General features: G+C 33.4%; 30 protein-coding genes. 25 read left to right on the top strand and 5 right to left on the bottom strand.

Features of this window, described 5'->3' with window-relative positions; all coding sequences use genetic code 11:
* Positions 1-7: 7 nt before the first annotated feature.
* The 13 genes from COO03_RS05035 to COO03_RS04975 all read left to right on the top strand — a co-directional run bounded on the left by COO03_RS05035 (position 8) and on the right by COO03_RS04975 (position 5,950).
* Positions 8-562: a hypothetical protein gene (locus tag COO03_RS05035; protein WP_373605237.1), complete on the top strand. Its 555-nt coding sequence runs from the start codon at positions 8-10 to the stop codon at positions 560-562.
* A 186-nt stretch (positions 563-748) separates the two neighbouring features.
* Positions 749-1,123, top strand: a complete 375-nt coding sequence (locus tag COO03_RS05030) for a hypothetical protein (RefSeq protein ID WP_097895626.1) — start codon at positions 749-751, stop codon at positions 1,121-1,123.
* A gap of 18 nt (positions 1,124-1,141) precedes the next feature.
* Entirely contained in the window at positions 1,142-1,441 is a 300-nt protein-coding gene (locus COO03_RS05025) for a DUF2325 domain-containing protein (RefSeq protein WP_097895625.1), read from the top strand.
* A gap of 114 nt (positions 1,442-1,555) precedes the next feature.
* Positions 1,556-1,936, top strand: a complete 381-nt coding sequence (locus COO03_RS05020; RefSeq protein WP_097895623.1) for a hypothetical protein — start codon at positions 1,556-1,558, stop codon at positions 1,934-1,936.
* Between the two features lie 97 nt (positions 1,937-2,033).
* Positions 2,034-2,216 (top strand): hypothetical protein, encoded by a 183-nt coding sequence (locus COO03_RS05015; protein ID WP_097895621.1) that lies wholly within the window; start codon positions 2,034-2,036, stop codon positions 2,214-2,216.
* Positions 2,217-2,480: 264 nt separating this feature from the next.
* On the top strand, positions 2,481-2,801 hold the full coding sequence (locus COO03_RS05010) for a BC1872 family protein (RefSeq protein WP_097895620.1): 321 nt from the start codon (positions 2,481-2,483) through the stop codon (positions 2,799-2,801).
* Positions 2,802-2,837: 36 nt separating this feature from the next.
* Positions 2,838-3,017: a hypothetical protein gene (locus COO03_RS05005; RefSeq protein WP_097895617.1), complete on the top strand. Its 180-nt coding sequence runs from the start codon at positions 2,838-2,840 to the stop codon at positions 3,015-3,017.
* A gap of 42 nt (positions 3,018-3,059) precedes the next feature.
* Entirely contained in the window at positions 3,060-3,251 is a 192-nt protein-coding gene (locus tag COO03_RS05000) for a hypothetical protein (RefSeq protein WP_097895615.1), read from the top strand.
* A gap of 211 nt (positions 3,252-3,462) precedes the next feature.
* Positions 3,463-3,798 carry a hypothetical protein gene (locus COO03_RS04995; protein ID WP_097895613.1) on the top strand — a complete coding sequence of 112 codons (336 nt, stop codon included), beginning with the start codon at positions 3,463-3,465 and terminating at the stop codon, positions 3,796-3,798.
* Positions 3,799-3,886: 88 nt separating this feature from the next.
* Entirely contained in the window at positions 3,887-4,597 is a 711-nt protein-coding gene (locus COO03_RS04990; protein ID WP_097895611.1) for a helix-turn-helix domain-containing protein, read from the top strand.
* An 11-nt stretch (positions 4,598-4,608) separates the two neighbouring features.
* A complete protein-coding gene (locus tag COO03_RS04985) occupies positions 4,609-4,836 on the top strand; it encodes a hypothetical protein (RefSeq protein ID WP_097895610.1) in 228 nt (75 codons plus the stop codon).
* A 78-nt stretch (positions 4,837-4,914) separates the two neighbouring features.
* Positions 4,915-5,157, top strand: coding sequence for a hypothetical protein (locus COO03_RS04980; protein ID WP_097895608.1), 243 nt, complete (start codon positions 4,915-4,917; stop codon positions 5,155-5,157).
* A 109-nt stretch (positions 5,158-5,266) separates the two neighbouring features.
* Complete coding sequence (locus tag COO03_RS04975) at positions 5,267-5,950, top strand: CPBP family intramembrane glutamic endopeptidase (protein WP_097895606.1); 684 nt, start codon at positions 5,267-5,269, stop codon at positions 5,948-5,950.
* 25 nt (positions 5,951-5,975) lie between these two features.
* On the opposite strand, the gene COO03_RS04970 is transcribed toward COO03_RS04975, so the two are convergent.
* From COO03_RS04970 to COO03_RS04960, 3 genes are all read right to left on the bottom strand, one after another.
* Positions 5,976-7,130 carry a DUF418 domain-containing protein gene (locus COO03_RS04970; RefSeq protein WP_097895700.1) on the bottom strand — a complete coding sequence of 385 codons (1,155 nt, stop codon included), beginning with the start codon at positions 7,128-7,130 and terminating at the stop codon, positions 5,976-5,978.
* A gap of 40 nt (positions 7,131-7,170) precedes the next feature.
* Positions 7,171-7,653: a thioredoxin family protein gene (locus COO03_RS04965; RefSeq protein ID WP_097895604.1), complete on the bottom strand. Its 483-nt coding sequence runs from the start codon at positions 7,651-7,653 to the stop codon at positions 7,171-7,173.
* Positions 7,654-7,907: 254 nt separating this feature from the next.
* Positions 7,908-8,438, bottom strand: a complete 531-nt coding sequence (locus COO03_RS04960; protein ID WP_097895602.1) for a GNAT family N-acetyltransferase — start codon at positions 8,436-8,438, stop codon at positions 7,908-7,910.
* A 135-nt stretch (positions 8,439-8,573) separates the two neighbouring features.
* On the opposite strand from COO03_RS04960, the gene COO03_RS04955 reads away from it, so the two are divergent.
* The 4 genes from COO03_RS04955 to COO03_RS04940 all read left to right on the top strand — a co-directional run bounded on the left by COO03_RS04955 (position 8,574) and on the right by COO03_RS04940 (position 11,214).
* Positions 8,574-8,825: a hypothetical protein gene (locus tag COO03_RS04955; protein ID WP_097895600.1), complete on the top strand. Its 252-nt coding sequence runs from the start codon at positions 8,574-8,576 to the stop codon at positions 8,823-8,825.
* A 22-nt stretch (positions 8,826-8,847) separates the two neighbouring features.
* Positions 8,848-9,969: a homing endonuclease associated repeat-containing protein gene (locus COO03_RS04950; protein WP_257132031.1), complete on the top strand. Its 1,122-nt coding sequence runs from the start codon at positions 8,848-8,850 to the stop codon at positions 9,967-9,969.
* Entirely contained in the window at positions 9,959-10,198 is a 240-nt protein-coding gene (locus tag COO03_RS04945; RefSeq protein ID WP_097895596.1) for a hypothetical protein, read from the top strand. The genes COO03_RS04950 and COO03_RS04945 overlap by 11 nt, the downstream gene beginning before the upstream one ends.
* A gap of 317 nt (positions 10,199-10,515) precedes the next feature.
* Positions 10,516-11,214 carry a GNAT family N-acetyltransferase gene (locus COO03_RS04940; RefSeq protein ID WP_097895594.1) on the top strand — a complete coding sequence of 233 codons (699 nt, stop codon included), beginning with the start codon at positions 10,516-10,518 and terminating at the stop codon, positions 11,212-11,214.
* 276 nt (positions 11,215-11,490) lie between these two features.
* Here COO03_RS04940 and COO03_RS04935 read toward each other — a convergent pair whose 3' ends face one another.
* On the bottom strand, positions 11,491-11,670 hold the full coding sequence (locus tag COO03_RS04935; RefSeq protein ID WP_097895592.1) for a hypothetical protein: 180 nt from the start codon (positions 11,668-11,670) through the stop codon (positions 11,491-11,493).
* 525 nt (positions 11,671-12,195) lie between these two features.
* On the opposite strand from COO03_RS04935, the gene COO03_RS04930 reads away from it, so the two are divergent.
* The 6 genes from COO03_RS04930 (at position 12,196) to COO03_RS04905 (ending at position 19,815) form a co-directional block, all read left to right on the top strand.
* A complete protein-coding gene (locus COO03_RS04930; RefSeq protein WP_097895590.1) occupies positions 12,196-12,474 on the top strand; it encodes an AbrB/MazE/SpoVT family DNA-binding domain-containing protein in 279 nt (92 codons plus the stop codon).
* A gap of 1,180 nt (positions 12,475-13,654) precedes the next feature.
* Positions 13,655-14,320, top strand: a complete 666-nt coding sequence (cas6, locus tag COO03_RS04925; RefSeq protein ID WP_257132034.1) for a CRISPR-associated endoribonuclease Cas6 — start codon at positions 13,655-13,657, stop codon at positions 14,318-14,320.
* Positions 14,317-16,008: a type I-B CRISPR-associated protein Cas8b1/Cst1 gene (gene cas8a1 / locus COO03_RS04920; protein WP_097895586.1), complete on the top strand. Its 1,692-nt coding sequence runs from the start codon at positions 14,317-14,319 to the stop codon at positions 16,006-16,008. Before cas6 ends, cas8a1 begins: the two co-directional genes overlap by 4 nt.
* Positions 16,008-16,925, top strand: a complete 918-nt coding sequence (gene cas7i, locus COO03_RS04915) for a type I-B CRISPR-associated protein Cas7/Cst2/DevR (protein WP_097895584.1) — start codon at positions 16,008-16,010, stop codon at positions 16,923-16,925. Before cas8a1 ends, cas7i begins: the two co-directional genes overlap by 1 nt.
* Positions 16,915-17,586 carry a type I-B CRISPR-associated protein Cas5b gene (gene cas5b, locus COO03_RS04910; protein ID WP_097895582.1) on the top strand — a complete coding sequence of 224 codons (672 nt, stop codon included), beginning with the start codon at positions 16,915-16,917 and terminating at the stop codon, positions 17,584-17,586. Before cas7i ends, cas5b begins: the two co-directional genes overlap by 11 nt.
* 33 nt (positions 17,587-17,619) lie before the next feature.
* Positions 17,620-19,815 carry a CRISPR-associated helicase/endonuclease Cas3 gene (locus COO03_RS04905; RefSeq protein WP_097895581.1) on the top strand — a complete coding sequence of 732 codons (2,196 nt, stop codon included), beginning with the start codon at positions 17,620-17,622 and terminating at the stop codon, positions 19,813-19,815.
* A 1,168-nt stretch (positions 19,816-20,983) separates the two neighbouring features.
* On the opposite strand, the gene COO03_RS04900 is transcribed toward COO03_RS04905, so the two are convergent.
* Positions 20,984-21,256 carry an HU family DNA-binding protein gene (locus COO03_RS04900; RefSeq protein ID WP_097895579.1) on the bottom strand — a complete coding sequence of 91 codons (273 nt, stop codon included), beginning with the start codon at positions 21,254-21,256 and terminating at the stop codon, positions 20,984-20,986.
* Positions 21,257-21,477: 221 nt separating this feature from the next.
* On the opposite strand from COO03_RS04900, the gene COO03_RS04895 reads away from it, so the two are divergent.
* Both COO03_RS04895 and COO03_RS04890 read left to right on the top strand, forming a co-directional pair.
* A complete protein-coding gene (locus COO03_RS04895) occupies positions 21,478-21,867 on the top strand; it encodes a hypothetical protein (protein WP_097895577.1) in 390 nt (129 codons plus the stop codon).
* A 14-nt stretch (positions 21,868-21,881) separates the two neighbouring features.
* On the top strand, positions 21,882-22,325 hold the full coding sequence (locus COO03_RS04890; RefSeq protein WP_097895575.1) for a hypothetical protein: 444 nt from the start codon (positions 21,882-21,884) through the stop codon (positions 22,323-22,325).
* The last annotated feature ends 59 nt before the right edge of the window (positions 22,326-22,384 follow it).

Here is a 22,384-nt window from a genome sequence, read left to right as displayed (position 1 = left end):
AATAAAGATGGTTAAAAACCTTCCACAAAAGTATCTGATATGGATTGGGATTTTCATTCTTGTGTTAGGTGTTACAATCTATAACACCATTCATCGTAGTATAGAAAATTCAAAGTCTAAAGTCGTGGAGAAACATGATAAGGACGAGGTGGAAATGCTAGGTGACAAGAAAAAAGGCTTTGATACAAAAGAAAAAGAGTACATTGCCAAAACCAAAACAGTGGAAGACTTAATTCGTATGATTTCTAACAATAGTTATGATGTACCATATCTATTTACTAAAGAAGGTTTTGGTATTGAACCAATGAACATGACAAGTGATGAAAGAATGCGTGCAACAGAAGCTGTACATGCCTATTTTCTAAAAGGTGATACATTTTATAACAGCAAAATTAAAAAGATTGAGCGTGGGGGGAAATTAGACACATTTCACGTCGAATTTGAAATTCAACAAGTAAATTTTATTGAAACGCGTGAGTTTAAGATTCAAGTAAATAAATATGCACAGATTGTTACACCGATACAAAAGATAGAACATACTGAGGAAATTCCCGTAGAGTAATGAAAAAAATGAAAGAGTTGTGATACCATATATTAATTTTCGCGTAAAACAACTCTTTCATAAAAAAAATAAAGAGTACCCTAAAAATATTTATTGAATATTTAGAATCTTCTGATATAATAAACCTATAGCCTTTTAAAATTCTTATATAAAGATAAATAGAAATGGAAAACGGAGGAGATAAAAATGAGAACATTGTTCGGCGCAGCTGCTAATTTTTATGTTGGATACAGAAATGGGAAAAGTTCGGGGTTTCTTGGAACAATTTTAGGATGGGCATTGTTTATTGGTGGTGGATATCTATTAGTAGAACATTGGGATAGTATTATGAGCTGGATGCATAGCCTTAGTATTGTACAAGGTTTAGAGGGCGAAAGTAATGGATTTATCTTTGTTTGTGTTGTGATTACGGGATTTATTTTGCTTGCATTACTGCCTGTCTTTGGTGTTATAGCGGTAGTTGCATGGATTTTGTTTGATATCTTAACATCTACAATTGCATGGTTAGTTCTAGTTACGTTTAAATTAATTCCAGAACCAGAAGCAAAAAAATGGAAATAAAAGTGAGGAGAGTTACTGATGAATACAATTTTAGTATTGGGTGGTTCGAACGGTAGAACACTGGAGAAATTGGCACAAAAAAGAAATTGTAAGGTTATTTTCCATGATGGGAAGAATCATGGTGGGGTCAAGAAGACATTCCGCAGTGTGATTAAAAAATGTGATGTAATTGTGGTGCAAAAAGGTGCATGTGGTCATGTGTCTATTGATGTTGCAAAAGATTTTGCTAAAAAATATGATGTACCACTACTATTCAATCAAGGTTTTGGTGGAACAGGAGCGCTTGAAATAGGATTGAAGCATTTGCAAGTAGCGTAAGGCTGATTTTCTTTCAAAAACTAATATTTTTCTGTCCTATTAATTTATAAAATTATATATATAGATAGTATTTGTGATAGATTTTGAATTTTGCATAGAAAAGGAGAGAAATGAATGGGTAATGGGTTAACAGGATGGTTATCGCCTGATGGTGTGTTCTATCCTTGTGAATATGGGGGACATATGCAACTGGCAACCAAACAAGTGAGAGCCAGTGAAAAGTTAAGGAAAGAACGGTCAAGAATCGGCTTTGAACAAGGGACGGTTGTGCATGAAGAAGAGGTGTTGAAAGAACTATTATGGATACCTATGGGAGTTCCGAAATGGGGATCACGACCAAGTATGGATTATGTATTTATATCTTATTTAGGGAGAACTGATGAACAAGCAAAATGGTTAGATGAACATTATGATGAATTATCGGAAACACAACAAAAAATGGTGGACGAGTATAACGATGAATTAGCGTTTAATAAGAAACATGGTATTAGTTAAAGAGTTTTGAACGAAAGAGTTATTTTTCACTCCGCTAATGCAAGGGAGAGGTATAGAATTAAACAAGAGCGTTAGTTGAATAGAAAGGTAGATTGTTATGTTATCTACAGAAGTGAAAAATATTAAGATGTTAAATTATCTAGAGTATATGGAATGCATCGCAAAGACTAACATTAAATATTTAAATAAGGAAATAACGGCTGAAAAAGCAATGGAAATAATTTATGAATTAACAGCTAAAATGGTCGAGAATTTAGAAGAATTAAAACGAGATTGTTAAATTAATACAATTTAAATTTGGTTAAGGGGTATCATCAGGATTTTGCGGATTTACAACGTTAAGGGAGAAATCCTTGTCTCAGTAGGGTTTACTCTATTGAGACTTAACTGATTTTGATTCAAATAAGGCTTGCGAGTGTATCATATGACTTGTCTCAAAATTCTTATCGTTGTTAAGCTGATTATTTTTAATGATATAAACAGCTTAACGTTGTAAATCCGCATTTTCGGGACGCTACCCCGTTAAGAAATGGAGAGAGTTTAATTGAAACCAAGAGATATTGATAAGTTAATTGCTAGTCAAGTATTAGGTTATGAAGTTACTGATAATTACATTGTACGAGAAGGTCGTAGAAGTGGCATTCCTTCGTACAGTGAAGAAATAAAGTATGCATGGCAAGTAGTAGAAAAGATGAAAAATGATCATGAATTTTGGTTTGAACTAACTACTGATAGTGCGTTCTCGCTTGATTACAGATGTCGTTTCCAATTGGATGAAGTTGATATTGAGGTCATTAATCCAAGTCCTTCACTTGCTATTTGTAAGGCAGCGTTAAAAGTAATTGAGGAACAAAATAAAAACTAAACCAAAGCGTTATTTTAAACGAAAAGGGGAAAAATCATGAAAAGATTTCATATGAGCAAATATCATTGGGAAAAAGCTAGTGAAGGAGAAAGATGTAAAGTTTGCGGAACAAGCAAAAAAGTTGAGATTTTATATTACGGAGAAACAAAAACAGACAGTATATTATGTATGAATTGTATGGAAGAAACGGCTAAAACAATGGAAATGAAAAACTAAACAAAAGAGTAATTTGAATAGAAAGGTAGGATAAGGGTTTATATGAATATTTGGGAGCTGTACTTAAATATTGGTCTTATTGTAGTAGGGTATGTAGGCATGGGTATTTTACTTGTTAGAAATAAAAAGAAAAAAGAGTTAAGTGTATGGGATAAAAATTTGTTTTGTTTAGCCTTCAGTTTTTGTGCTGGTAGTATGGTGAATATGTTACTGAAAGCATCAGGAATCTGGTAGGGGATTGTACGGGTTATTCACGGCCGTTTAGGCATGAGAATGTATGTACAAAAACCCAATATTGATATATAATTATTTATGAAATATTAGACGCTTTAGACCCTATAATGAACTTATCCAACGAAGAGGACAAACCTATCGTGCTACTATGCCATAGGTTTGTCCTTTTTTATGTTAAACGCTACAAAATAAATATCGAGAGGTGCAACATATGCTAGTAAAGCTTGTAGTAGGCAGAGAAGAAAACTATACTTTGTTCGTCATTGACAATAATGAATTGGCCACAAAACTCATTGGTTATATAGAAGATAAGGAGTTCTCAATACATCCAAACGAAAAAGATGCAGAAATATTCATTCAGGAGGAAAAATTGAAGGGAAGGGACGTAACGGCGATTTATTTACATATGGAGAAACCTCCTCATAAACAATGTCCTAGATGTGAAAGAATCACGCTAAAAGAAGAAGTCTCTAAGGAAGAGATCCGTTTTATTTGTACTCATTGTGGTTATTTAGATTTTCAGGAATTATTGCATAAACCCAATTAATGCTAAATGATTTAAATATAAGTGAAGGATTTTTTTAAAAAATTATTGGTGATATACAATACAGATAAGGTTTACGGAGGAATTTGATATGGAATTTGATAGAAAGTCATTAGATAAAAAAGAAGTCGGGAAACGAATTATACAAATTATGGGTAGGAAGAATTTAACTTATGAAGGTTTGGGCAAGCGGCTCGTAAATAAAGAGGGTAATCCCGTTCCAAAAGGTACAGTTTATTCTTGGAAACGAGGTCTGGCTCTACCATCATTGGATATTGTAAAACAGCTCGCATTATTGGGGGACACTACTGTCGAGTGGATTTATCAAGGGAAATCACTACCTGAATTACCTGAAAAAATGAGAAAACAAATAGGGAAACGAATTAACGGAATTAGAATAGTAGGCGGTTGGACATTAGAGGAATTTGGAAAATTAGTTGGTTATGCTTCAAATGAAATGGTGATTAGCTGGGAAAACGGCGTTCATATACCGGATGTAAGGAGGATAGAGATAATTTCTTTACTATCTAAGAGAAAAGCTGAGAGAAGTGTGACTTGGCTTCTATATGGGGATATAGAGGAACCGTTTAAGGAATATGCTCAGAAAATATTTTCTAAATTTGATTCTAAACTCCACGCGATTAATGAAGATTTTTATATGGAGTTATGGAAAATGGTATCTATGAATCAAATATCTTACGAAAATGAAAGTGAAATATTAAAAGCCGCTTTGAAAATAAGGCCTAGTTTGCTTAGAGATTTGTTAAATGATAAGAGATTGGAATTAACAATAAAAAATTAGGGGGAAGCAATATGACTAAAATAAGAGTTACTTTTCATTTAAGTAGTGGAGAGAAAAGAGGAACTATTGTAGAAGTGAAAAATATAGAAGACGCACAATTAAAAATTAGAAATAATTTCGTTACTCATAAACTTAGCGGCAATGTATTATACGAAGATGCAGATTATCCTGAGAGTGGAAACACTTTTGAAATTTTTGAAAATCACGTGGTTTGTATTGACTATGAAAAGGCTGAATAAAAGAAAAATGTCTAATAAAAGCTTCAGTCTATTTAGTTTAATTAAAAATTTAATTTTCCTATGAAAGAAGGCATTTTTATGATTTTTAAATGTAAAAAGTGTGGAGAAGAAAATAAGATCTCTGGAATTAATGGAAGTTGTAAAAAGTGTAATAATAATGATATGAAAAAATTTGAGATTATCAGCATCGAAGGACAATTAACTGGAATGAGCGGAGCAAGTTTTTTATTAGAGGTTCGACAAAATTTAAATTTAGCGTTAAGCAAAAAAAGAATTCTGATGATAGATCCAGAGAGCAAATTCGGAGAAAAAGTAAAATAATTAGGGAATCAAAATCAGGAGTGAAGATAGAATGAAAAATCTTCGAGATTCTTCACACAGACGGGTTCGAAGATAAGCATGTTGTTTTATTTGGAAGGGATAAGAATGTATGAAAAACAGTACAATATATAAATCAATTTATGTTATTGTCCTCTATCTCTTGATGACACAATTTCTAGGAGTAATAGGTGTACAACTTCTAGCAAAAACAGGTTGGTATGATATCCAGGGGAACTATGATAAAGCAATTATGCAGATCATTGCGCATTGGGAAGTGATAGGGTTTATTCTCCTAATAATTACAATTTTATTTGTTTGTAAAAATGATTGGAAACAGGATGAAAGACTAGCATTATCTATTCCTAAAGGTTCACGTTCATGGATATGGAAAGGAGTTCTATTAGTACTTGTGGCGCAAATTTTAGGTAGCGTATTAGACAAAGTTTTTTTTCAAACACCTCAGGTATCTGAAAATACTTCAAATATAATAAGCATCGCTCAAATTTCACCAATATCAATTCTTTCTGTTGTTATTCTTGCGCCATTAGTTGAGGAATTGGTCTTCAGGTATGCATTAATGAACGTATTAACATACAGATTGAATACATTAGGAAGTATATTCATAGCTGCGATCATCTTCTCTGTAATTCATATGGATTTTCCATTTGTATTTGGATACTTTTTAATCGGAACTGCACTTGCAATAGTATATGTAAAATCAAATAGACTGTTAGTATCATTTATTGTGCATGCTAGTATGAATCTATTTGTTTTTATGAGTCAGATTTGGTGATTTAAAAATAAGATGAGGCATGTCCTCATCTTATTTTTTTATAGACACCCATACGCCATAACCACTCTAATGGCCCATATTTAAAGAATTTACTCCATAATATGCTACTACTACATTGAATGATACAAATACCTATACCAAAGATACAGAGCTGTAAATATGTTAATTTTGACATATCATCAAAGGCTACTGAAAGAACAGTAAGTACAAGAACACTTTGCATTATATAATTCGTTAATGCTAATTTGCCAATTGCCCCTAATGTTCTTAATCTTCGTACCCATTTTTTTCTTTCACATAATAAAAGCAGGGAGCAAATATAAAATATTGCTAAGCTTTTCCCTCCAAAAAGGATCCATAGTTGAACATGGTTAGAGTAATAGATATTGGTATGCACATAATAATTAACAATAGGGAGGGAGAGAAGAACTGATATGCATAAAGTTGAAATCTGTAGAATACGAATAGGCCTATTCAATTCCTTAACTCTCCTGAAGATGTTTTGCTTTCCTGCCCATAATCCAATTAAAAAGAGTCCAATATACTCTGGTAATCCAAAAAGTAATTGCTGAAATTCCTCTGTCATTAAGAAGAATAACCTTGATTTAGCTTGACTCGTGTAATGTGTAAATAAATTAACTGTATGGCTACTTTTATCACCAGTAAACATAAATTCATAATAACCTGGTACAGTGTTAATGGAATTAGATTTTGAGAGAAGGACTGAACTGATATGTAGTCCATAACTTATACATAAAAAGCAACATCCAGCTATAAAAATCACTTTAGTGGATCGCCTATAGAATAATAGCAAAATAACTCCTGCCAAAGCGTATGCATGTAGGATATCTCCGAACCAAAGAGAAACAAAATGAATAATCCCAAATACGAATAGAATATATAGCCTACGGGTAAATAGAAGATTCGTAGAGTATCCTTTTTTCTCTGCATTGTCCATGAAAATATAAAATCCTACACCGAATAAAAAAGCAAAAATCGTATAAAACTTAGATTGAATCAATAGGTCTACTAAAAAACGAATTGTTTTATCTATTCCTATATAACCATTTTGATTAAAAGGGTCTAATCCCGTCATAGTAGGGAGATTAGCAAAGAGAATACAAAGAATAGCAATTCCTCTCATAATGTCTAGAGATTGAATACGAGCGTTCTGCTGCATAGGTTTCCATCCTTTCTGTGAAAAGAAAATCGAGTACCAATTATTTAGTACTCGATTCATGTCTTGCAAAGAATCCATCATATGTAGCAGCTGACATTGCTCCTTCAATACGTTCAACTTCTTGTCCATCCTTATAGGCTACTACAACTGGTGTACCTGGAATGTTAAAGTCTTGGAAAGCACTTTGATTTTCTGATGTAGAAAGATCGATGCGGTAAATGGCTCTGTCATGTTTTTGTGACATACTGTTGATAGCCGGTGCAGCTTTCTTGCAATAATGACAGTTAGGTTGATAGTAATATGCAACGAATTCTTTTTTGGATTCAATTATATTTTTTAGTTCTTCTTTGGATACATCCTTAATACTAGTAGGTTTTGCTTCTGCATTCGCAGCAGATACGATAGGTTTGTTTGGTTTTGCTACCTCATTTTTGACGGCATCATTTTTAGTTAGAGTAAAGATCAAAATACCAACAACGAGTATAGTCGTAACAATAGCTCCAATTTTATATACTTTTTTCATGTGAAAAACCTCCTTAAAATTAAAAAAGGACAAACCTCGCCCGAGTTAACAGGGCGTAAGGTTTGTCCTTCACGCTACATACAATAGAGAAATACTTAATGAATATAAGATTGTATCTACATAATAACACAAAATCTATATAAAAATCTATAATAATTTAGGAGACAACAATTAAGCCACATAAATATAATTTCACGTACCATACGTATTAATTAACAACCCATCTTACAATAAGGGATTACCTGCTTCTTGGTTTAATTATTGGTTCTTTCCCATTTAAGGTAGTTACCATTAATCATACAACCGTGTTTCTGATAAAAGTGTACTTGTCCTTTCCAATGTTCATCATTATCACTAACTATCAATCCAGTGATACACTCAACACCAGTGTTCATTGCAATATCTATTAATGTTCTTAGCAGCACACTACCGTAACCTAAATTTCGCATGGGCTCCTGCATATAAATATCTGCTAGTTCAATTTCTTTACGATTTTCTCCTGTATACAAAGCCCTTAAATACGGTCTAGGATACAAGTTGCCCTTTTTTGTGATAATGTGAAGATTTATGCTTATCATGTCCTCTTCTTCAATAGGAGTATCTTCAAACAGTGTACGATATAAAATTAATGCTTCATTTTCTTTTTCAATAATGGAAAGAATTTTGAATCCCTCTTTAGTTAATTTTTGAGACATATATTGTACTTCATGCTTTATATCGCCACGTATTTGTAACTTTGTACTCCAGGTTTTTTCTAAACCAAAAACTTCATAAAAATCCATCATGAGTTCACCCTTATCTTTTTAAATCATTGTATAACATTATTAAGATTAATTGTACTTCTTGTAATAACATAATCGTAGACATTGGTCTACGATTATGTTATTATTTATATAAACAAATACAAAGGGGATAGAAAAATGAGAAGTTTTGACGAAATCGTAAAAGAACATGTTGATATCGAAATGTGTGAAGGTAGCCATGCTACAGAGAAACATGAGTTTGAAAATGAGTTAGATTTTTACCTTGAAAATGTATGCAATTCGGAGGGGTCTTATGAGGGCTATTTATCGAATAGTCTATCTGAAGAAGAATCAAATACATACGACATACTTGAAATATGGAATGCCATAGAAAAAGAAATCAGAGAAGCAGTTGAAATGAGAAATTAACAGTTTGTACTGTAGGTGAGAGATGTTGCAATATACAAAATCAGAACTGATAAAAATTATACAAGAGAAGGCAAAAGAGTTAGGTAGGATTCCCACACGCAGAGAGATATCACAACAGACACCAATACGAAAAACTTTTGGGAGTTGGAACAATGCTCTTACTGCGGCCGGTTATGAAAAAGTAAATCAAAGAACACTATCAGCTGCGAAGATTAGCGAGTTGTTTCATGAATGGATTCGAATTAATAAGAGGGTTCCTACCACTTCAGATTTAATATTAGATCAAAATCTACCTGACAATAAAACAATTCAGCGACATTTTAAAATGAGCTATCCGGATTTTATTAAATCGTTAGGCTATGAGCCTATAGATGTGACTGTTTATTTACAAAGTGATGAGGAATTGCTGCAATTACTAAAAAATGAAATACAACGTCTTGGTACAACCAAAAAAGAAGTATTCTTAAGAGATCGGAATAAAACATTAGTACCTTCATTAGCATATTATGAAAACCGATTTAAAAAGCGTTGGAATCATATACTGGTGTTAGCAGGTATTCCAAAAGATAGTTTGACTAATTTTCAACACACTAGTGATGACATAATTAAAATATTACAAAGGGTATACAAGGAATCTGGGGAAATACCCTCGAAAAACAAGATGGAACAATGGAGGTATAGCTCTCAGTGTATAAGAACCCATTTCAAAAATTATAATAATGCACTAATTGCAGCAGGTATAACACCTAAGAATAAAACTCCCGACAGAGTAAAAGAAACGGATGAAGAATTGATTCAAATGTACATCGATTTTTCGAACCGGTTAGGAGCAGCTGCAACTGGGCCTCAGTTAAATGCATCTGATGATATCTATAATGTAGATGTATTTACCTTACGTTTTGGTGGCCTTGATAACCTTCGAAAAAGGGCTGGATTTGTTTCTTCATATCGTCCGAAAAAGTATAGCCAACGAGAATTAACTGAGAAATTAAAACGGATCTACAAGGAAAATGGTGGCCGTATTCCAATACGACGTTTAAAAGAATTTGGATTATGTGCCACCACATTAATGCGTTATTTTCAAACAACAAAAATGAGCAAAATATGGGAAGAAATAGAAAAGGAGATTGTGAATGACAATTAAAGTATATGGCAACCGAGAGATTAGCAGAGTTGTCTTCTCTGGAAACCCTACTGCACTGTCAGTATGGTTAAAGAAACGAAATGACCGCTCTAAAATATTATCGGCGCTTCCAGTGGCATTTGTAGAGCTTGGCTCACGAAAAGGGTGGACCAAAGAACAGATAGAAGGATGGGCTGGACAAAATGATTTACTATGTGATTGGTCACAATTAGATACATCTGGTTCGTGATAATGGAACAGAAAACGTTACTATATTACGGGTACGGCAACCATTCCTTCTTTTTGGAGCCACTCGGCATTTTTTATAGTTTTTAAAGTGTTTTACTATACCGAATATGACTTCGGTATAGTAATTCAATAAAAAATTAGTAGTTTTCTTTACCGAACACGTAATTTCTAACTTTAATTTCACTTTACCGAATACAAAAAAACTAAAAAGTAGGCTTATTTAGTCCATTTTTTTTGAGTGGCTCTAAAAGTAACGAATGGTTGCCGTACCCCTTGTAGGGGTAATGACAGGTTACTTTGTGGAAAGGGGGACTTGATATGAATTTTAATACTGATGGTGAAAAAACACCTTTGATAATAGATTCTAAAAGAGTTGGATATGCATCTTTGTTAATAGTCGATAGAAGTAATAAAGATAGTAGGGATAAATTTTTATTAGATAATACATACGCTAAAGACTTTATAAACTCCATGCCCGGAAGATTTGGAGTTATTAGAATTTATATAAAAAAAGAAGAAAGAAATAAAGGTTATGGAACATATTTCATGAGAAAAATAATTAAATTTTTTAAGGGGAAAGTAGAGGTGATTCACCTTATTCCTTATCCAATTTATGAAAAGAAAGAACATTCTGACCGTATGCAAACCAGTTTTTTCATAATGAAATTAGTGAAGTTTTATAAGAAGTTTGATTTTGTAGTGGAAGATACAAGATATATAGAACCTTTAAAATTGACATTTAATTTTAAACCAATGTTTCTCACATTAAGTAACAGAGAGATACAATTTAAAAATACGAATAAGCTTCTGCAAAAATGTAATTTGAATAAAAAAGAATCTGTTAAAGTAAGAAATCCAAAAAACAGGAAAGAACGTGTTGATTTCCTTATCAAGAAAATAGGGTATACAGTTATCGGTAGATCTCTAGCATCTATGACTGACCGAGAAGTGAAACAGCTTTTTGAAGAAGTATATCCTTTCTACAGAAACCAAGAAGATTCCAAAACCCCTGAATAAAATATTAAATTGCCAAAATGATTACCATAAACCTTTTCCAAAAGTGCCTCATTCACTTTTTATAATTTTATTGATTCATACTTTGTGGTCTATGACAGCAATCCTGTCACTACCCCTTGTAACTATACTTGCAAGGGGATTTTTGGTTAATATTGTTCTAACCAATAAGCAAGCAATTCACTAATGCTCATGTTGGGTCTGTTTACCCATCCCCCCGAAAAGGGGGAATAAGCTAAAATCGTTGTACCCACCTTTTATGGAGTAGTGACAGAAGGATTATTTTTCTAACTTCTTTTCAACCCAACTAATAAAAGCGGTACTTAATTGGTGTTCTTGCAACCAGTCTTGTAGTTTTTTATATTCATTCCAATATGTTTCCCTATCTTCTTTAATAGATTCCAAATGATTCAGGCTAGTTGTAAAATATAAAAATTGTTCTTCAGTGTATTTTTCCATAATCCGTAAATTCCTTTTTTCTTTTAGTATAACAGAGAGATAGTTCTAAAAATGTTTATTTCAAAACATATACAAATTTATTGACATGTTTCAAATGTGATTAAGTTGTAGTTTTGACATGGCTAAAAACTTCACTTTTTAGCCATATCAAAAAGCACACTTTATGACATGACATAAAATTTATAATTAATTAAGCTTATTCCCCCTTTTCGAGGGGATGGGCTAAAACACCCATGTTATGATTTTTTCCGATTTGCGGTACCCCTTACAAAGGAATTCAAACTGTTTATTGTCTTTTTATAGCTTAGAAAATCTTTAGCGTACGAAAAACAAGGATTCAACTTCCAAAAAAATGTCTTAGAGTGGGTTTTATGTCATTTAGTTGGCTGTACCCCATGCCCATCAAGCTAAGAAAAACAAATGCCCCAAAACGAGAATATACCCGCATGCTATTGTTTGAGGGCATAACTAAGCGTATAATATGATTATTTAGATATACACTTTGATTAAAAAGAGGTAAAAAAGATGAAATCAACAGGAATGACACGAGAACTTGATAAATTAGGTCGTATTGTTCTACCAAAAGAACTAAGAAACACTCTGGGTATCGAGAATAAAACTCCATTAGCAGTATTTGTACAAGAAGATGCAATTGTACTTCAAAAATATCAACCTAACTCTGCATGTATGATTACAGGAGAGATTTCAGAGCATAATTTTTCGCTAGCCAATGGAAATATCACATTAAGTTCTGAAGGTGCAAAGACTCTACTTAAAGCATTACAACAATATTTAACAAGATAATAAATCAATAGCAAAAGGCACTCTTATATGATGTATGAAGTAAGAGTGCCTTTTGCTTGTTTGTTGTGGATTCTATTCATTTCTTTGTCATAGGTTCATATTTTTAAGAAGCCTCTATATCCCATATAGTTCATATAAAACCCCGGCGCGGGCGGACAAGCTACAACAAAGCTAGACACCTTTACATCCCATATAGTCCATATAAAACCCACTCTTCCCTACCACATATACATAAATTAAATCTCTTTATATCCCATATAGTTCATATAAAACTACGAATAAATACCAAATAAAACATGTGACAACGGCCTTTATATCCCATATAGTTCGGATAAAACTTTATAGCTTTTAATAATAAAAGAATGACTTATGTTCTTTACATCCCATATAGTTCAGATAAAACAATGAACGCGACTATGACTTTCACAGTACTTTGGTAATTTATATCCCACATAGTTCATATAAAACAGGTACAAAACAGCATCCGCACCGGAAAATGTATTATCTTTATATCCCACATAGTTCATATAAAACAAGACTTATTTCTAATCGAAAAACAAATTTTACTAGACTTTATATCCCATATAGTTCAAATAAAACGAAAAACGACGGCGTCGGGAATGTCATGTCCGAATACTTTATATCCCACATAGTTCGAATAAAACACCGCTTATTAAAAGAGTAGCTGAATCGTTCCAGTACTTTATATCCCACATAGTTCGAATAAAACTTTGAAAGAGATAGCAAAGATTTTGGGGATTAGACGGCTTTATATCCCACATAGTTCGAATAAAACCCTATCTTTATACAGATGATAAACCTTATTATATCAACGTTTTAACATGTGTATCAATCAGCATTTTGCAGCGAACCATCAATCGTGTATTTGTATTTCCTTAAAAAATGCTTAAAGACCTTGTCATATCAAGATTTTCTGCCCAATTTACAAAAACGTGGTTCACTGCAAAATTACGAAATTACCACATGATTTTTATCTTTCTATATGAGATCGAGAAAAAACTTTCTTTAGACAGGAATGTTTTTCCGTTTATTCCCACGTGTTTATTGAATCTTAGTTTTTGAATACATTATAATAATCATATATTACAGATTGAGGAGGAAAATGATGAGGTTGAAAGTAAGCTTTACTTGCGAAGTAATTCCTCTCTCGTATCGTTTTATGTTTGTGAGTTTTATTAAAGAAGCTCTAAAAACATCAAACGCAGTATATGCAGAGAACCTGTATGTCTTTGAGAATAAACCGAACAAAAAAAGTAAGAATTTTACGTTTTCTGTTTATCTCAAAGACTATATTTTAAAAAATGATGAATTTCTCCTACAGAACGGGCTGGACTGGATTATTAGTTCACCTGATCCTGAATTCATTTGTCACCTAGTAGATGGCTTAAATGAGATTAGAGATTTTCAGTACAAAGGATATAAACTACAGAAGAAGAGTATATCTCTACTGCCGGAAGTCAAAGTGAAAAGTGATACGGTAGTATTTCGCACCCTTTCCCCTATTTTTATGAAAGACAAGGAGGGGAAACCCCTTGCTCCGACAGAAGAAGGTTACGAAGAGAGTTTCAATTACATTTGTGATATGAGTTTGCGTAATTATCATGGAGAAGGCCTGAAAAAACCATTGCAATTTATACCTATGAATTTAACAAAACAAGTTGTAAAAGAAAAATTTGAAAACATCCCCCATTACCAGCACTTTGAAGCTTATAAAGGAACATTCTTGTTAAAAGGAAACCAGGAAGACTTAGAAATCCTTCGTCAAATCGGTACATCTTTCAAAAAATCACAAGGGTACGGCTGCGTGTCCGTGGAGTATCAATGATTCGGCTGTACTTAGAAGATTGGGCTACGAACACTGGTATTTTGGGGTTTTATCGTATTTTAGAGCATGCTGAAACAGATTTATTTGAAATAGAAGAGACATATCTAGATTTTGATCCAAAATTGCTTCACGATTTTCCGAAATGGTTTTTCAATTATGCTTTTGATATGTTTTCTGTTGCAAATGAAAAAGAAAATAGGATGAATGCTTATCTAACACACGCCTCATCCAACTTTAAACGTTTTAAAGACTTTATCTTTGCTGATATTAAAAGTACAGAAAATAAGCTGAATAAACGTTTACCGATTGAAGGTAGAACCTTAAAAGAGCTGTTTAGCAGAAAAAAAGATGTATCAACCATTGAAGAATTAAACACAATCACAAAAGATTACCTGAGGTTGTTAAAGCAAGAACAAGTAAATGAAGTGTTAACATTAAATATGATTCGGTTTCGTTTAGGAGAACTTCATGGTCAAACGAGTTTTTTACAAAGATCACGCAGCACCTTAAATCGTTCAGAACATGAAGAATTTCTTGCAAGAGACTTCATTCAACCTATTTTACTAGAACAAGAGGTTCTTGCTGTTCTTCAATCTTCTACCAATCCTAACGAAGCAATAGAAGGCTTAAACAAGGTGATACAGCAAACTGATGATGCAGATTTTAGAAAGTTAGCGAAACAAACAATTACGAAACTAAAGAAGGATGAATTACTATATTGTCCTGTTATCGAGGGGCAACTTGCCCTTACTGATTACACGGAAGCGGTATTTCTTCCGAATGCAGTCAGTTTAGCAAATGCAACGAATTACACGTGGAATAATCAAAAAACGTTTCCTATATCCAATTTGTATCGGTTAATTATGTTTTGTTCCGCTTTTGGGCTTTACAAAGACGGGGAAACCTATTCATTTATTCAAACTGATGAGGATTTTGATGCACTAGCAGAAGTAAATGATTTATTTGTTACCAATAAAAAACAAAACAACCCTTTTGAAGTGTTTTTATATGACACATTAAAAGAAGCAAAAGATAAAGCAGGTTGGATTTCTAAAAATATGCTAATTGTTGAGTTCCAAAATAGTGGAAAAAAGACGACTCTTACACAGAACTTTTTATCAGAACATGCCATCCAATACCTTCAGGAGCGCGGAGGTAAAGAGCTCGATCATATTAAATATCCACCGTTTCGGAACGTGATTCTACGTAAATTATTAAATGGAGAGCAATTTTTCCGCGACATTACTAATCAATTGCGAAAAAACGTAGATAACAATTATTCCTGTTATGATACGTATGCAGCCACTTTGGCTATGTTTCATTTAAATAGAATAAAGGGGTGTTATGGTATGTCTAATGAAACACGAGAAGAACAATACGAATCTATGCAAAATAGAATCAAGTATGCACTAATGGATGGGCGTGAGGTCCGTAGAAGACTTACTGAACGTAGAATGGAGAATAAGATTCCAGGCATTACTTACCGTCTGTTAAATGCTTTAACTACCAATAACCGTCAGCAATTCTTTGAAACATTATTCCGCACCTTTTTATTAGTAGAAAAGAACACTTCTATGTATGTAGATGCTACAAGGGAACATAGTAATGAATTTGAAGGTATTGCAAGTGCTTTACTATCCGGATTAAATGACAAACCCTATAAAAAAGAAGTGGAGGAAACAAACTAATGGCTGGATTAACATTAACGATCGTGTTTCAAGGAGATTCATTAAATTATGGGGAAGGAATCGGTAACATCTCCGAATTAAAGAAATTTAATCGTGGAAATGGGGATGTTCATACATTTGCTTCACGCCAAGCTATTCGATACGATATGGTTCGTTTAGGAGCCGAGCGTTATAGTTGGAACTTGGATACAGTTGGTCGTGAAAAAGGTGAAGGGGAAGGGAAAAGTAAAAATGTGGTCCAATATTCTCCTAGTGCTACCATTCAAGAGTCAGAAGAAATGGACTTATTTGGTTACATGAAAACTGTAAAAGGTGATATGGGGAACAAGCGCCCAGCGAGTGTTCGTTTGTCTCATGCCGTTTCTCTTGAACCGTACCGAGGAGATTTAGAATTTTTAACAAATTTAGGACATGCTTCACGTATCAATGAAAATCCAAATATCGCAACATCTGAGCGGCATACAAGCCTATATTCTTATACCATTACTATTGATTTAGATAAAATTGGTGTAGATGGAGAAATTGACTTACCACGTGAAGAAAAGGCAAGACGTATCAAAGAATTCTTAGAAATTGTATTTGCCTTAAACCGTAATATCCGCGGTCGTCAAGAAGATTTATCTCCTTTGTTTGTAATTGGAGGGCTGTATTCGATTAATCAACCGTATTTCTTAGGCCGTGCACAATTACTTCCGAGAAAACGTGAATACTGTTTAAATTCTGTTATGCTGCAGGAGATTTTAGAACGTCGCAGTATGGGACGGACTGTACAAGAACAAACACATGTTGGTCTATTATCTGGTGTTTTCGCCAATGAAGAAGAGTTGCGAAATCTGGTTTCAAGCGACTCAACCCATACGATTCAAGGTATGCTAGATTATCTATTAGAGCAAGTGGAGAATTATTATGTCGGCTAATGCAGCATTACGAGTAGAGTTATATCAACAAACTGCTTGTTACAAGAAACCAATGGCACAAAAGGCAAAGGAAACCTATCCTCTTCCACCGTACAGTACGGTAAAGGGGTTCCTTCATTATGTACTAGATGCAAATGAATTAATTCCAATGGAAATCAGCATCCAGGGCACTCACGAAGGAAAGCTGTTTGACTTGCAAACACATCATTTTTACAAGTCGAAAGAAGTAACAACCATGCCCATGCATGTTCATATGTTGAAAGAAATCTCTCTTATTTTCCATGTGCGTGCAGAACAAAGTGTATTGGAACAATTACAAACAGCATTAGAAAATATCAATGAGGCCCCAAGCATTGGTCGACGTGAAGACTTAGCAGTCATTGAAAACGTGAAATTAGTAACGTTGAATGAAAGACATACAAAAGAAATCCTTACACTCAAAAACGATATCTATGTACCACGTTATAGTATTGCTGATCGCCTTGATTATATGAATTATAAAGGAATTTCATACCGTTTAAATACGGTATATCAAGTGAAACAAGGAATTCGTACTTGGGAGACGGTTCAAACACAATTCTTCCGTAAAGGAGAGGGATTAAATTCACCTCAGTATATGGAAGATGAAGATGGTCATATTGTATTTTTCCATGCCTTATAAGTAGGCATGGATTTTTTTCAGGAGGAAAAATCCATGGAAGATTTCATTTACGCAAAGTGGGCTCAGCAAACAGGAGAATTTGAAACATTACAAGAACATACAGGACGTGTATTAGAAAATTTATCTTTACTAAAACACTCGTATGGTTCACTTTTGTCAGAAGAGGTTTGGGAGCTTTCACAAGTAGCTGCACAATACCACGATGCAGGAAAGATTTATGAGGGATTTCAACAATTTATCAAACTCAATATGGGGTTATCTTCTTTAACAAAACAAGAAATTGAAAAGAAATATCCTAATGTTCCTCATGCTTTTATTTCCTTACTTTGTGTCCCATTCTTAAAATTTCATTATTCCCAAAGTACAGAACGGGTTGTAAAAGAGGCAATTGCATATCATCATGTACGGAACGTAATGTTTGATGCGCAAATACTAAATGCAGTTTTACCAGATTTAAAAGGAAAAATGGACCGTTTGGAGCAAGAATTGTGCTGTTCTGTTAATAAAGAACTTGATACTACAACTATAGGTTGGAAACCAATTAAGAAAAAGGATAAAGAATATCCTCTTCTTGTGCTTGTAAAGGGACTTTTAAACCGTGTAGATCATGCAGCTTCTGCAGGAGAGCTCGTAGAATATCATGCAGACAAAGGGGTGGGCACTTATGTCGATATATTCCTAAAGAAGAATGGTCATAAACCACGTGATTTACAGCTTTTTTCTTACGAGAATCGAAACAAGAACATTGTGGCTGTAGCACAAACTGGTATGGGAAAAACAGAATCTGCTTTATTTTGGATTGATGAAGCGAAAGGTTTTATTACGCTTCCTATCCGCGTAAGCTTAAATGCCTTGTATGAGCGTATAACGAATGGAATGGGATATGTTGATGAAAAAGAGCAAGCGATTGCTGGATTGCTTCACAGTGGTAGCGTTGATTTTCTACAAACATTAAAAGACGATTACGGAACCAATGAGCTTATCTACGAACAGTCTCGTTTATTGAGTAAAAAGTTAACATTTAGTACAATTGATCAAATCTTGAAGTTTCCATTTTTATTTCGCGGGTATGAGAAATACTTGGCTACAATGGCGTATTCTAAGATAGTTTTAGATGAAATACAAGGTTATTCTCCGAAAATCTTAGCTGTTATACTTAAAGCATTGGAAATGATTCACCAGATAGGCGGAAAATTTATGATTATGACCGCTACACTTCCTACTGTTTTTATGGAAACAATGGAGAAACGAGGCAAAATCAAGGTAAGTGATTTTGTAAAAGGTGAATTCTACAATGACCTAATTCGGCACCGGATATCTATACGCAAAATTAAAATCGATGAAGATTTAGAACATATTCGTGAAGCCGGACGAAATAAACGGGTATTAATTATTGCTAATACCGTAAAAGAGGCAAAACGTATATATGGACTGTTACATAATGAAAATGCAAGATTGTTGCACACGCAATTTATTCAAAAACACCGTTCCGTTTTAGAAGAAGAAATTAAGAAATTCGCACCAAATGACAAAAATCGTGAAAAACAGAGTGGCATTTGGATTGCTACACAGCTTGTAGAAGCTTCATTAGATATTGATTTTGATTTGTTATTTACTGAAATTTCTACATTAGATAGCTTATTTCAGCGTTTAGGTCGTTGTTATCGTGGAAGAGAGTATGAAGGTACAAAACCTAATGTTTTTGTTTATACAGAAGCAGAAGGGATCGGATCCGTTTATGATGAGGATATTGTTCATAACGGTTTAAAACTTTTAGAACCCTTTAATGGACAAAAACTACATGAAAAAACAAAAATGGAGCTTGTCGAAACATTATATAAAACAGAAAACCTAAGCAAAAAATACTTAGACGAATTCTATCAAGCTTTAAAGGTACTAGATAAACTTCCACTAAACGATATGGGAAATACAGAAGCACAAAGGTTGTTACGTGATATTGATAATTATCAAGTTATTCCCTATTCTGTATATGAAGAGAATCAAACACTATTTACTTTATTTAAACAGGAAAAAAATTCGAAAAAGCGAAAATTATTACGAATGCAAATTGAAAAGCTTACAACCTCTATTTCTAGGAATCAGGTTAAAAAAATCGGAATGGAAACTAAGGAAATTGATATTTCCGGACTTCAATACATTCACATTTTATATTGTAAGTACGATTTTGATAAAGAAAATATAACAGGAACAGGAATTGTACTTCCGTAATTTTGCAGTGAACCTCGTTTTTGTCAGAAGTGCAGAAAACATTAATATGACAAGGTCTTAAAGCATTTTTTAAGGGAATACAAAACCACGATCGATGGTTTGCTGCAAAATGCTGATTGATACACATATTAAAACGTTGGTATAATAAGATTTATCACCTGTATATAGCTAGGGTTTTATCTGAACTATATGGGATATAAAGAGCAATGGTTACACCGCCCTTTTTAATCTTCGACAGTTTTATTTGAACTTTATGGGATATAAAGGTGTGGCAGAAGGTCATAATTTCGATTCTAGCGAGCGCGTTTTATTTGAACTATGTGGGATATAAAGTTGAATGTTACTTGTGTAGCACCTTCTCCTTCTACGTGTTTTATTTGATACTATATGGGATATAAAGGTTACAGAACTACTTAAATCAGACTCTACATTCCAGTTTTATTTGAACTTTATGGGATATAAAGAGGTATCAGTTGTACACTATTCATCAACAGTGATATGTTTTATCTGAACTTTATGGGATATAAACACCTTTCAATCAACCGAAGTTGAGATTTTGTAAGAAGTTTTGTCTGAACCATATGGGATATAAAGTTGTTCAGCATGGCATCGAGTAGCAGCATATAACTTTGTTTTATTTGAACCACATGGGATATAAAGACCAGAGGAACTGCGGCTTCTAGTCCCGCTTCCCCGTTTTATGTGAACTATACGGGATATAAAGGACGAAAAGAAAACAAGATTGAATGTCGCAATACAAGTTTTATCTGAACTATATGGGATATAAAGAAGGCTCCTGAGCCCGCTGATTGTTGGGGAGATGTTGTTTTATTTGAACTATGTGGGATATAAAGGACTATGCGGGACAGCTTATCAATATTATTAAGCAAGTTTTATCTAAACTATTTGGGATTTAAAGTGTTTATCGCGTAATGGTGCAGGTGTTCCGAATTCTAGTTTTATCTGAACTATATGGGATATAAAGTCTTCTAACAAGATTTTCTCTGCTTGTTTCATCGTTGTTTTATTTGAACTATGTGGGTATTTGATTACTTTAATTTGATCGATGTGGAGTCACTTCACATCGATCAACAGAATGGATAAATATCTTTGGTTATTTTTAATTAAAGAAGGATCTGCTACTCATGCAGATCCTTTTTGTTATTTATTATTTTACTGCTTCTTTTAACTCTTTTCCAGCTTTGAAAGCAGGTACCTTTGAAGCAGCGATTTGCATTTCTTCACCAGTTTGTGGATTACGTCCCATACGTGCAGCTCTCTCCCGGACTTCAAATGTACCAAATCCAATGATTTGTACTTTCTCTCCGTTTACAAGTGCATTCGTAATGGAATCTAATACAGTTTGTGTTGCTGCAGCTGCATCTTTTTGTGATAGTTCTGCTTTTTCTGCTACGATTTTTATTAGTTCAGTTTTATTCATTTTATATCCACCTCTTAATTTACTCTATGAGATAGCAATTATAGTGTATCTGATAATTATTTGCAATCATCTCACTTTAACCTATTTAATTCTATATGCATTTCCACAATTCTATAAAAGTTCGAACCGATTCATTCACCATTATTAAATACATATGTATAATCTATATATCGTTTTATTATTTTTAACTAATATATAAATTAAATAGGAGTGCTTATACCATGGTAAATACAAAAAATATATGTAAATTGTTTTCTTTAGTAACAATTGGAACTACATTAGTTAGTTGTTCTTCACCAGTTGCAGAGCAAAGGACTACTAAAGGATCTGCTATCAACGTTCTAGAAGCCCAACTTAATGAAAAGGAAATTGGTAAAATAAAAATTACAGAGAAGCAGCGTAATGTAGAACCTAGAATTGAGATCCTGGAGTCTCATAAAGTCGATGATGGCGGGGGTACTGGAGTTTTCAGAGAAAAAAATAGCGCTCTAAAGGAAGTTATGATATTACGGGACAAACAAAAAAATTGTACTTATTTATATACTTATAGTTCTGATAGCAACAATTCTGGTTCAGCAACCATCACGCCTATTGAATGTGAGAAGCAATAATAAGGAGGGATAATATGCTAACGTCTTTTTCCATACTGATGATTTCGATATTCATTGCAGCTGGAATTGTATTAACATATACATTAGTTTCTGGGATTGATTCTAGTGCAGCTAAATACATATCTTTGACTTGTCTCATCGCTTTTTTTGGACTGGGTTCTTTATGGATGTATCATACAGGGCAAAAAGGTGATGAGGAGGTTATTGAATTCGTAGGTAAGATTGAGGAACTTGAACAAAAGCAAAAGGAAATTGAACAAAAGAAAGAGGATAAGATGTATCACCTATTAGAAAAGGAATTAAAAACAAGTAAAGATAAATTAATAGTTGAAAGGAATGAAGAATTTACCAAAGTAACATCCGATAGAGGTGTATTTAAAGTCAATTTCTCATATGATTCTAAAGGTAATATAATAGGAATTGGTGAAATGAATCAGGTAATGAAAACAGAAAATTAATTAAGAAATATTGAGTTGCATGGGTTAAAGTTAACACACTATCATCAAGGAGTATTGAA

Origin of the sequence: Bacillus sp. AFS098217, assembly GCF_002551815.1 — a bacterium.
GTDB lineage: Bacteria > Bacillota > Bacilli > Bacillales > Bacillaceae_G > Bacillus_A.
Note: the sequence above shows the minus strand (reverse complement) of the source record. Positions and strands in the feature narration are given on the sequence as shown.

What these genes read in the sequence shown, in the direction of transcription:
- COO03_RS05015 (WP_097895621.1), top strand. Translation starts at nt 2,034, where the DNA reads ATGTTATCTACAGAAGTGAAAAATATTAAGATGTTAAATTATCTAGAG.
- COO03_RS04975 (WP_097895606.1), top strand. Translation starts at nt 5,267, where the DNA reads ATGAAAAACAGTACAATATATAAATCAATTTATGTTATTGTCCTCTAT.
- cas8a1 (WP_097895586.1), top strand. Translation starts at nt 14,317, where the DNA reads ATGATTCGGCTGTACTTAGAAGATTGGGCTACGAACACTGGTATTTTG.
- COO03_RS04990 (WP_097895611.1), top strand. Translation starts at nt 3,887, where the DNA reads ATGGAATTTGATAGAAAGTCATTAGATAAAAAAGAAGTCGGGAAACGA.
- COO03_RS05005 (WP_097895617.1), top strand. Translation starts at nt 2,838, where the DNA reads ATGAAAAGATTTCATATGAGCAAATATCATTGGGAAAAAGCTAGTGAA.
- COO03_RS04955 (WP_097895600.1), top strand. Translation starts at nt 8,574, where the DNA reads ATGAGAAGTTTTGACGAAATCGTAAAAGAACATGTTGATATCGAAATG.
- COO03_RS04940 (WP_097895594.1), top strand. Translation starts at nt 10,516, where the DNA reads ATGAATTTTAATACTGATGGTGAAAAAACACCTTTGATAATAGATTCT.
- COO03_RS04895 (WP_097895577.1), top strand. Translation starts at nt 21,478, where the DNA reads ATGGTAAATACAAAAAATATATGTAAATTGTTTTCTTTAGTAACAATT.
- COO03_RS05000 (WP_097895615.1), top strand. Translation starts at nt 3,060, where the DNA reads ATGAATATTTGGGAGCTGTACTTAAATATTGGTCTTATTGTAGTAGGG.
- COO03_RS04950 (WP_257132031.1), top strand. Translation starts at nt 8,848, where the DNA reads ATGTTGCAATATACAAAATCAGAACTGATAAAAATTATACAAGAGAAG.
- COO03_RS04935 (WP_097895592.1), bottom strand. Translation starts at nt 11,670, where the DNA reads ATGGAAAAATACACTGAAGAACAATTTTTATATTTTACAACTAGCCTG.
- COO03_RS05025 (WP_097895625.1), top strand. Translation starts at nt 1,142, where the DNA reads ATGAATACAATTTTAGTATTGGGTGGTTCGAACGGTAGAACACTGGAG.
- COO03_RS04980 (WP_097895608.1), top strand. Translation starts at nt 4,915, where the DNA reads ATGATTTTTAAATGTAAAAAGTGTGGAGAAGAAAATAAGATCTCTGGA.
- COO03_RS04945 (WP_097895596.1), top strand. Translation starts at nt 9,959, where the DNA reads ATGACAATTAAAGTATATGGCAACCGAGAGATTAGCAGAGTTGTCTTC.
- cas6 (WP_257132034.1), top strand. Translation starts at nt 13,655, where the DNA reads ATGTTTGTGAGTTTTATTAAAGAAGCTCTAAAAACATCAAACGCAGTA.
- COO03_RS04890 (WP_097895575.1), top strand. Translation starts at nt 21,882, where the DNA reads ATGCTAACGTCTTTTTCCATACTGATGATTTCGATATTCATTGCAGCT.
- COO03_RS04970 (WP_097895700.1), bottom strand. Translation starts at nt 7,130, where the DNA reads ATGCAGCAGAACGCTCGTATTCAATCTCTAGACATTATGAGAGGAATT.
- COO03_RS04900 (WP_097895579.1), bottom strand. Translation starts at nt 21,256, where the DNA reads ATGAATAAAACTGAACTAATAAAAATCGTAGCAGAAAAAGCAGAACTA.
- COO03_RS04905 (WP_097895581.1), top strand. Translation starts at nt 17,620, where the DNA reads ATGGAAGATTTCATTTACGCAAAGTGGGCTCAGCAAACAGGAGAATTT.
- COO03_RS05035 (WP_373605237.1), top strand. Translation starts at nt 8, where the DNA reads ATGGTTAAAAACCTTCCACAAAAGTATCTGATATGGATTGGGATTTTC.
- COO03_RS04965 (WP_097895604.1), bottom strand. Translation starts at nt 7,653, where the DNA reads ATGAAAAAAGTATATAAAATTGGAGCTATTGTTACGACTATACTCGTT.
- COO03_RS04930 (WP_097895590.1), top strand. Translation starts at nt 12,196, where the DNA reads ATGAAATCAACAGGAATGACACGAGAACTTGATAAATTAGGTCGTATT.
- COO03_RS05030 (WP_097895626.1), top strand. Translation starts at nt 749, where the DNA reads ATGAGAACATTGTTCGGCGCAGCTGCTAATTTTTATGTTGGATACAGA.
- COO03_RS04995 (WP_097895613.1), top strand. Translation starts at nt 3,463, where the DNA reads ATGCTAGTAAAGCTTGTAGTAGGCAGAGAAGAAAACTATACTTTGTTC.
- COO03_RS05020 (WP_097895623.1), top strand. Translation starts at nt 1,556, where the DNA reads ATGGGTAATGGGTTAACAGGATGGTTATCGCCTGATGGTGTGTTCTAT.
- cas5b (WP_097895582.1), top strand. Translation starts at nt 16,915, where the DNA reads ATGTCGGCTAATGCAGCATTACGAGTAGAGTTATATCAACAAACTGCT.
- COO03_RS04985 (WP_097895610.1), top strand. Translation starts at nt 4,609, where the DNA reads ATGACTAAAATAAGAGTTACTTTTCATTTAAGTAGTGGAGAGAAAAGA.
- COO03_RS04960 (WP_097895602.1), bottom strand. Translation starts at nt 8,438, where the DNA reads ATGATGGATTTTTATGAAGTTTTTGGTTTAGAAAAAACCTGGAGTACA.
- cas7i (WP_097895584.1), top strand. Translation starts at nt 16,008, where the DNA reads ATGGCTGGATTAACATTAACGATCGTGTTTCAAGGAGATTCATTAAAT.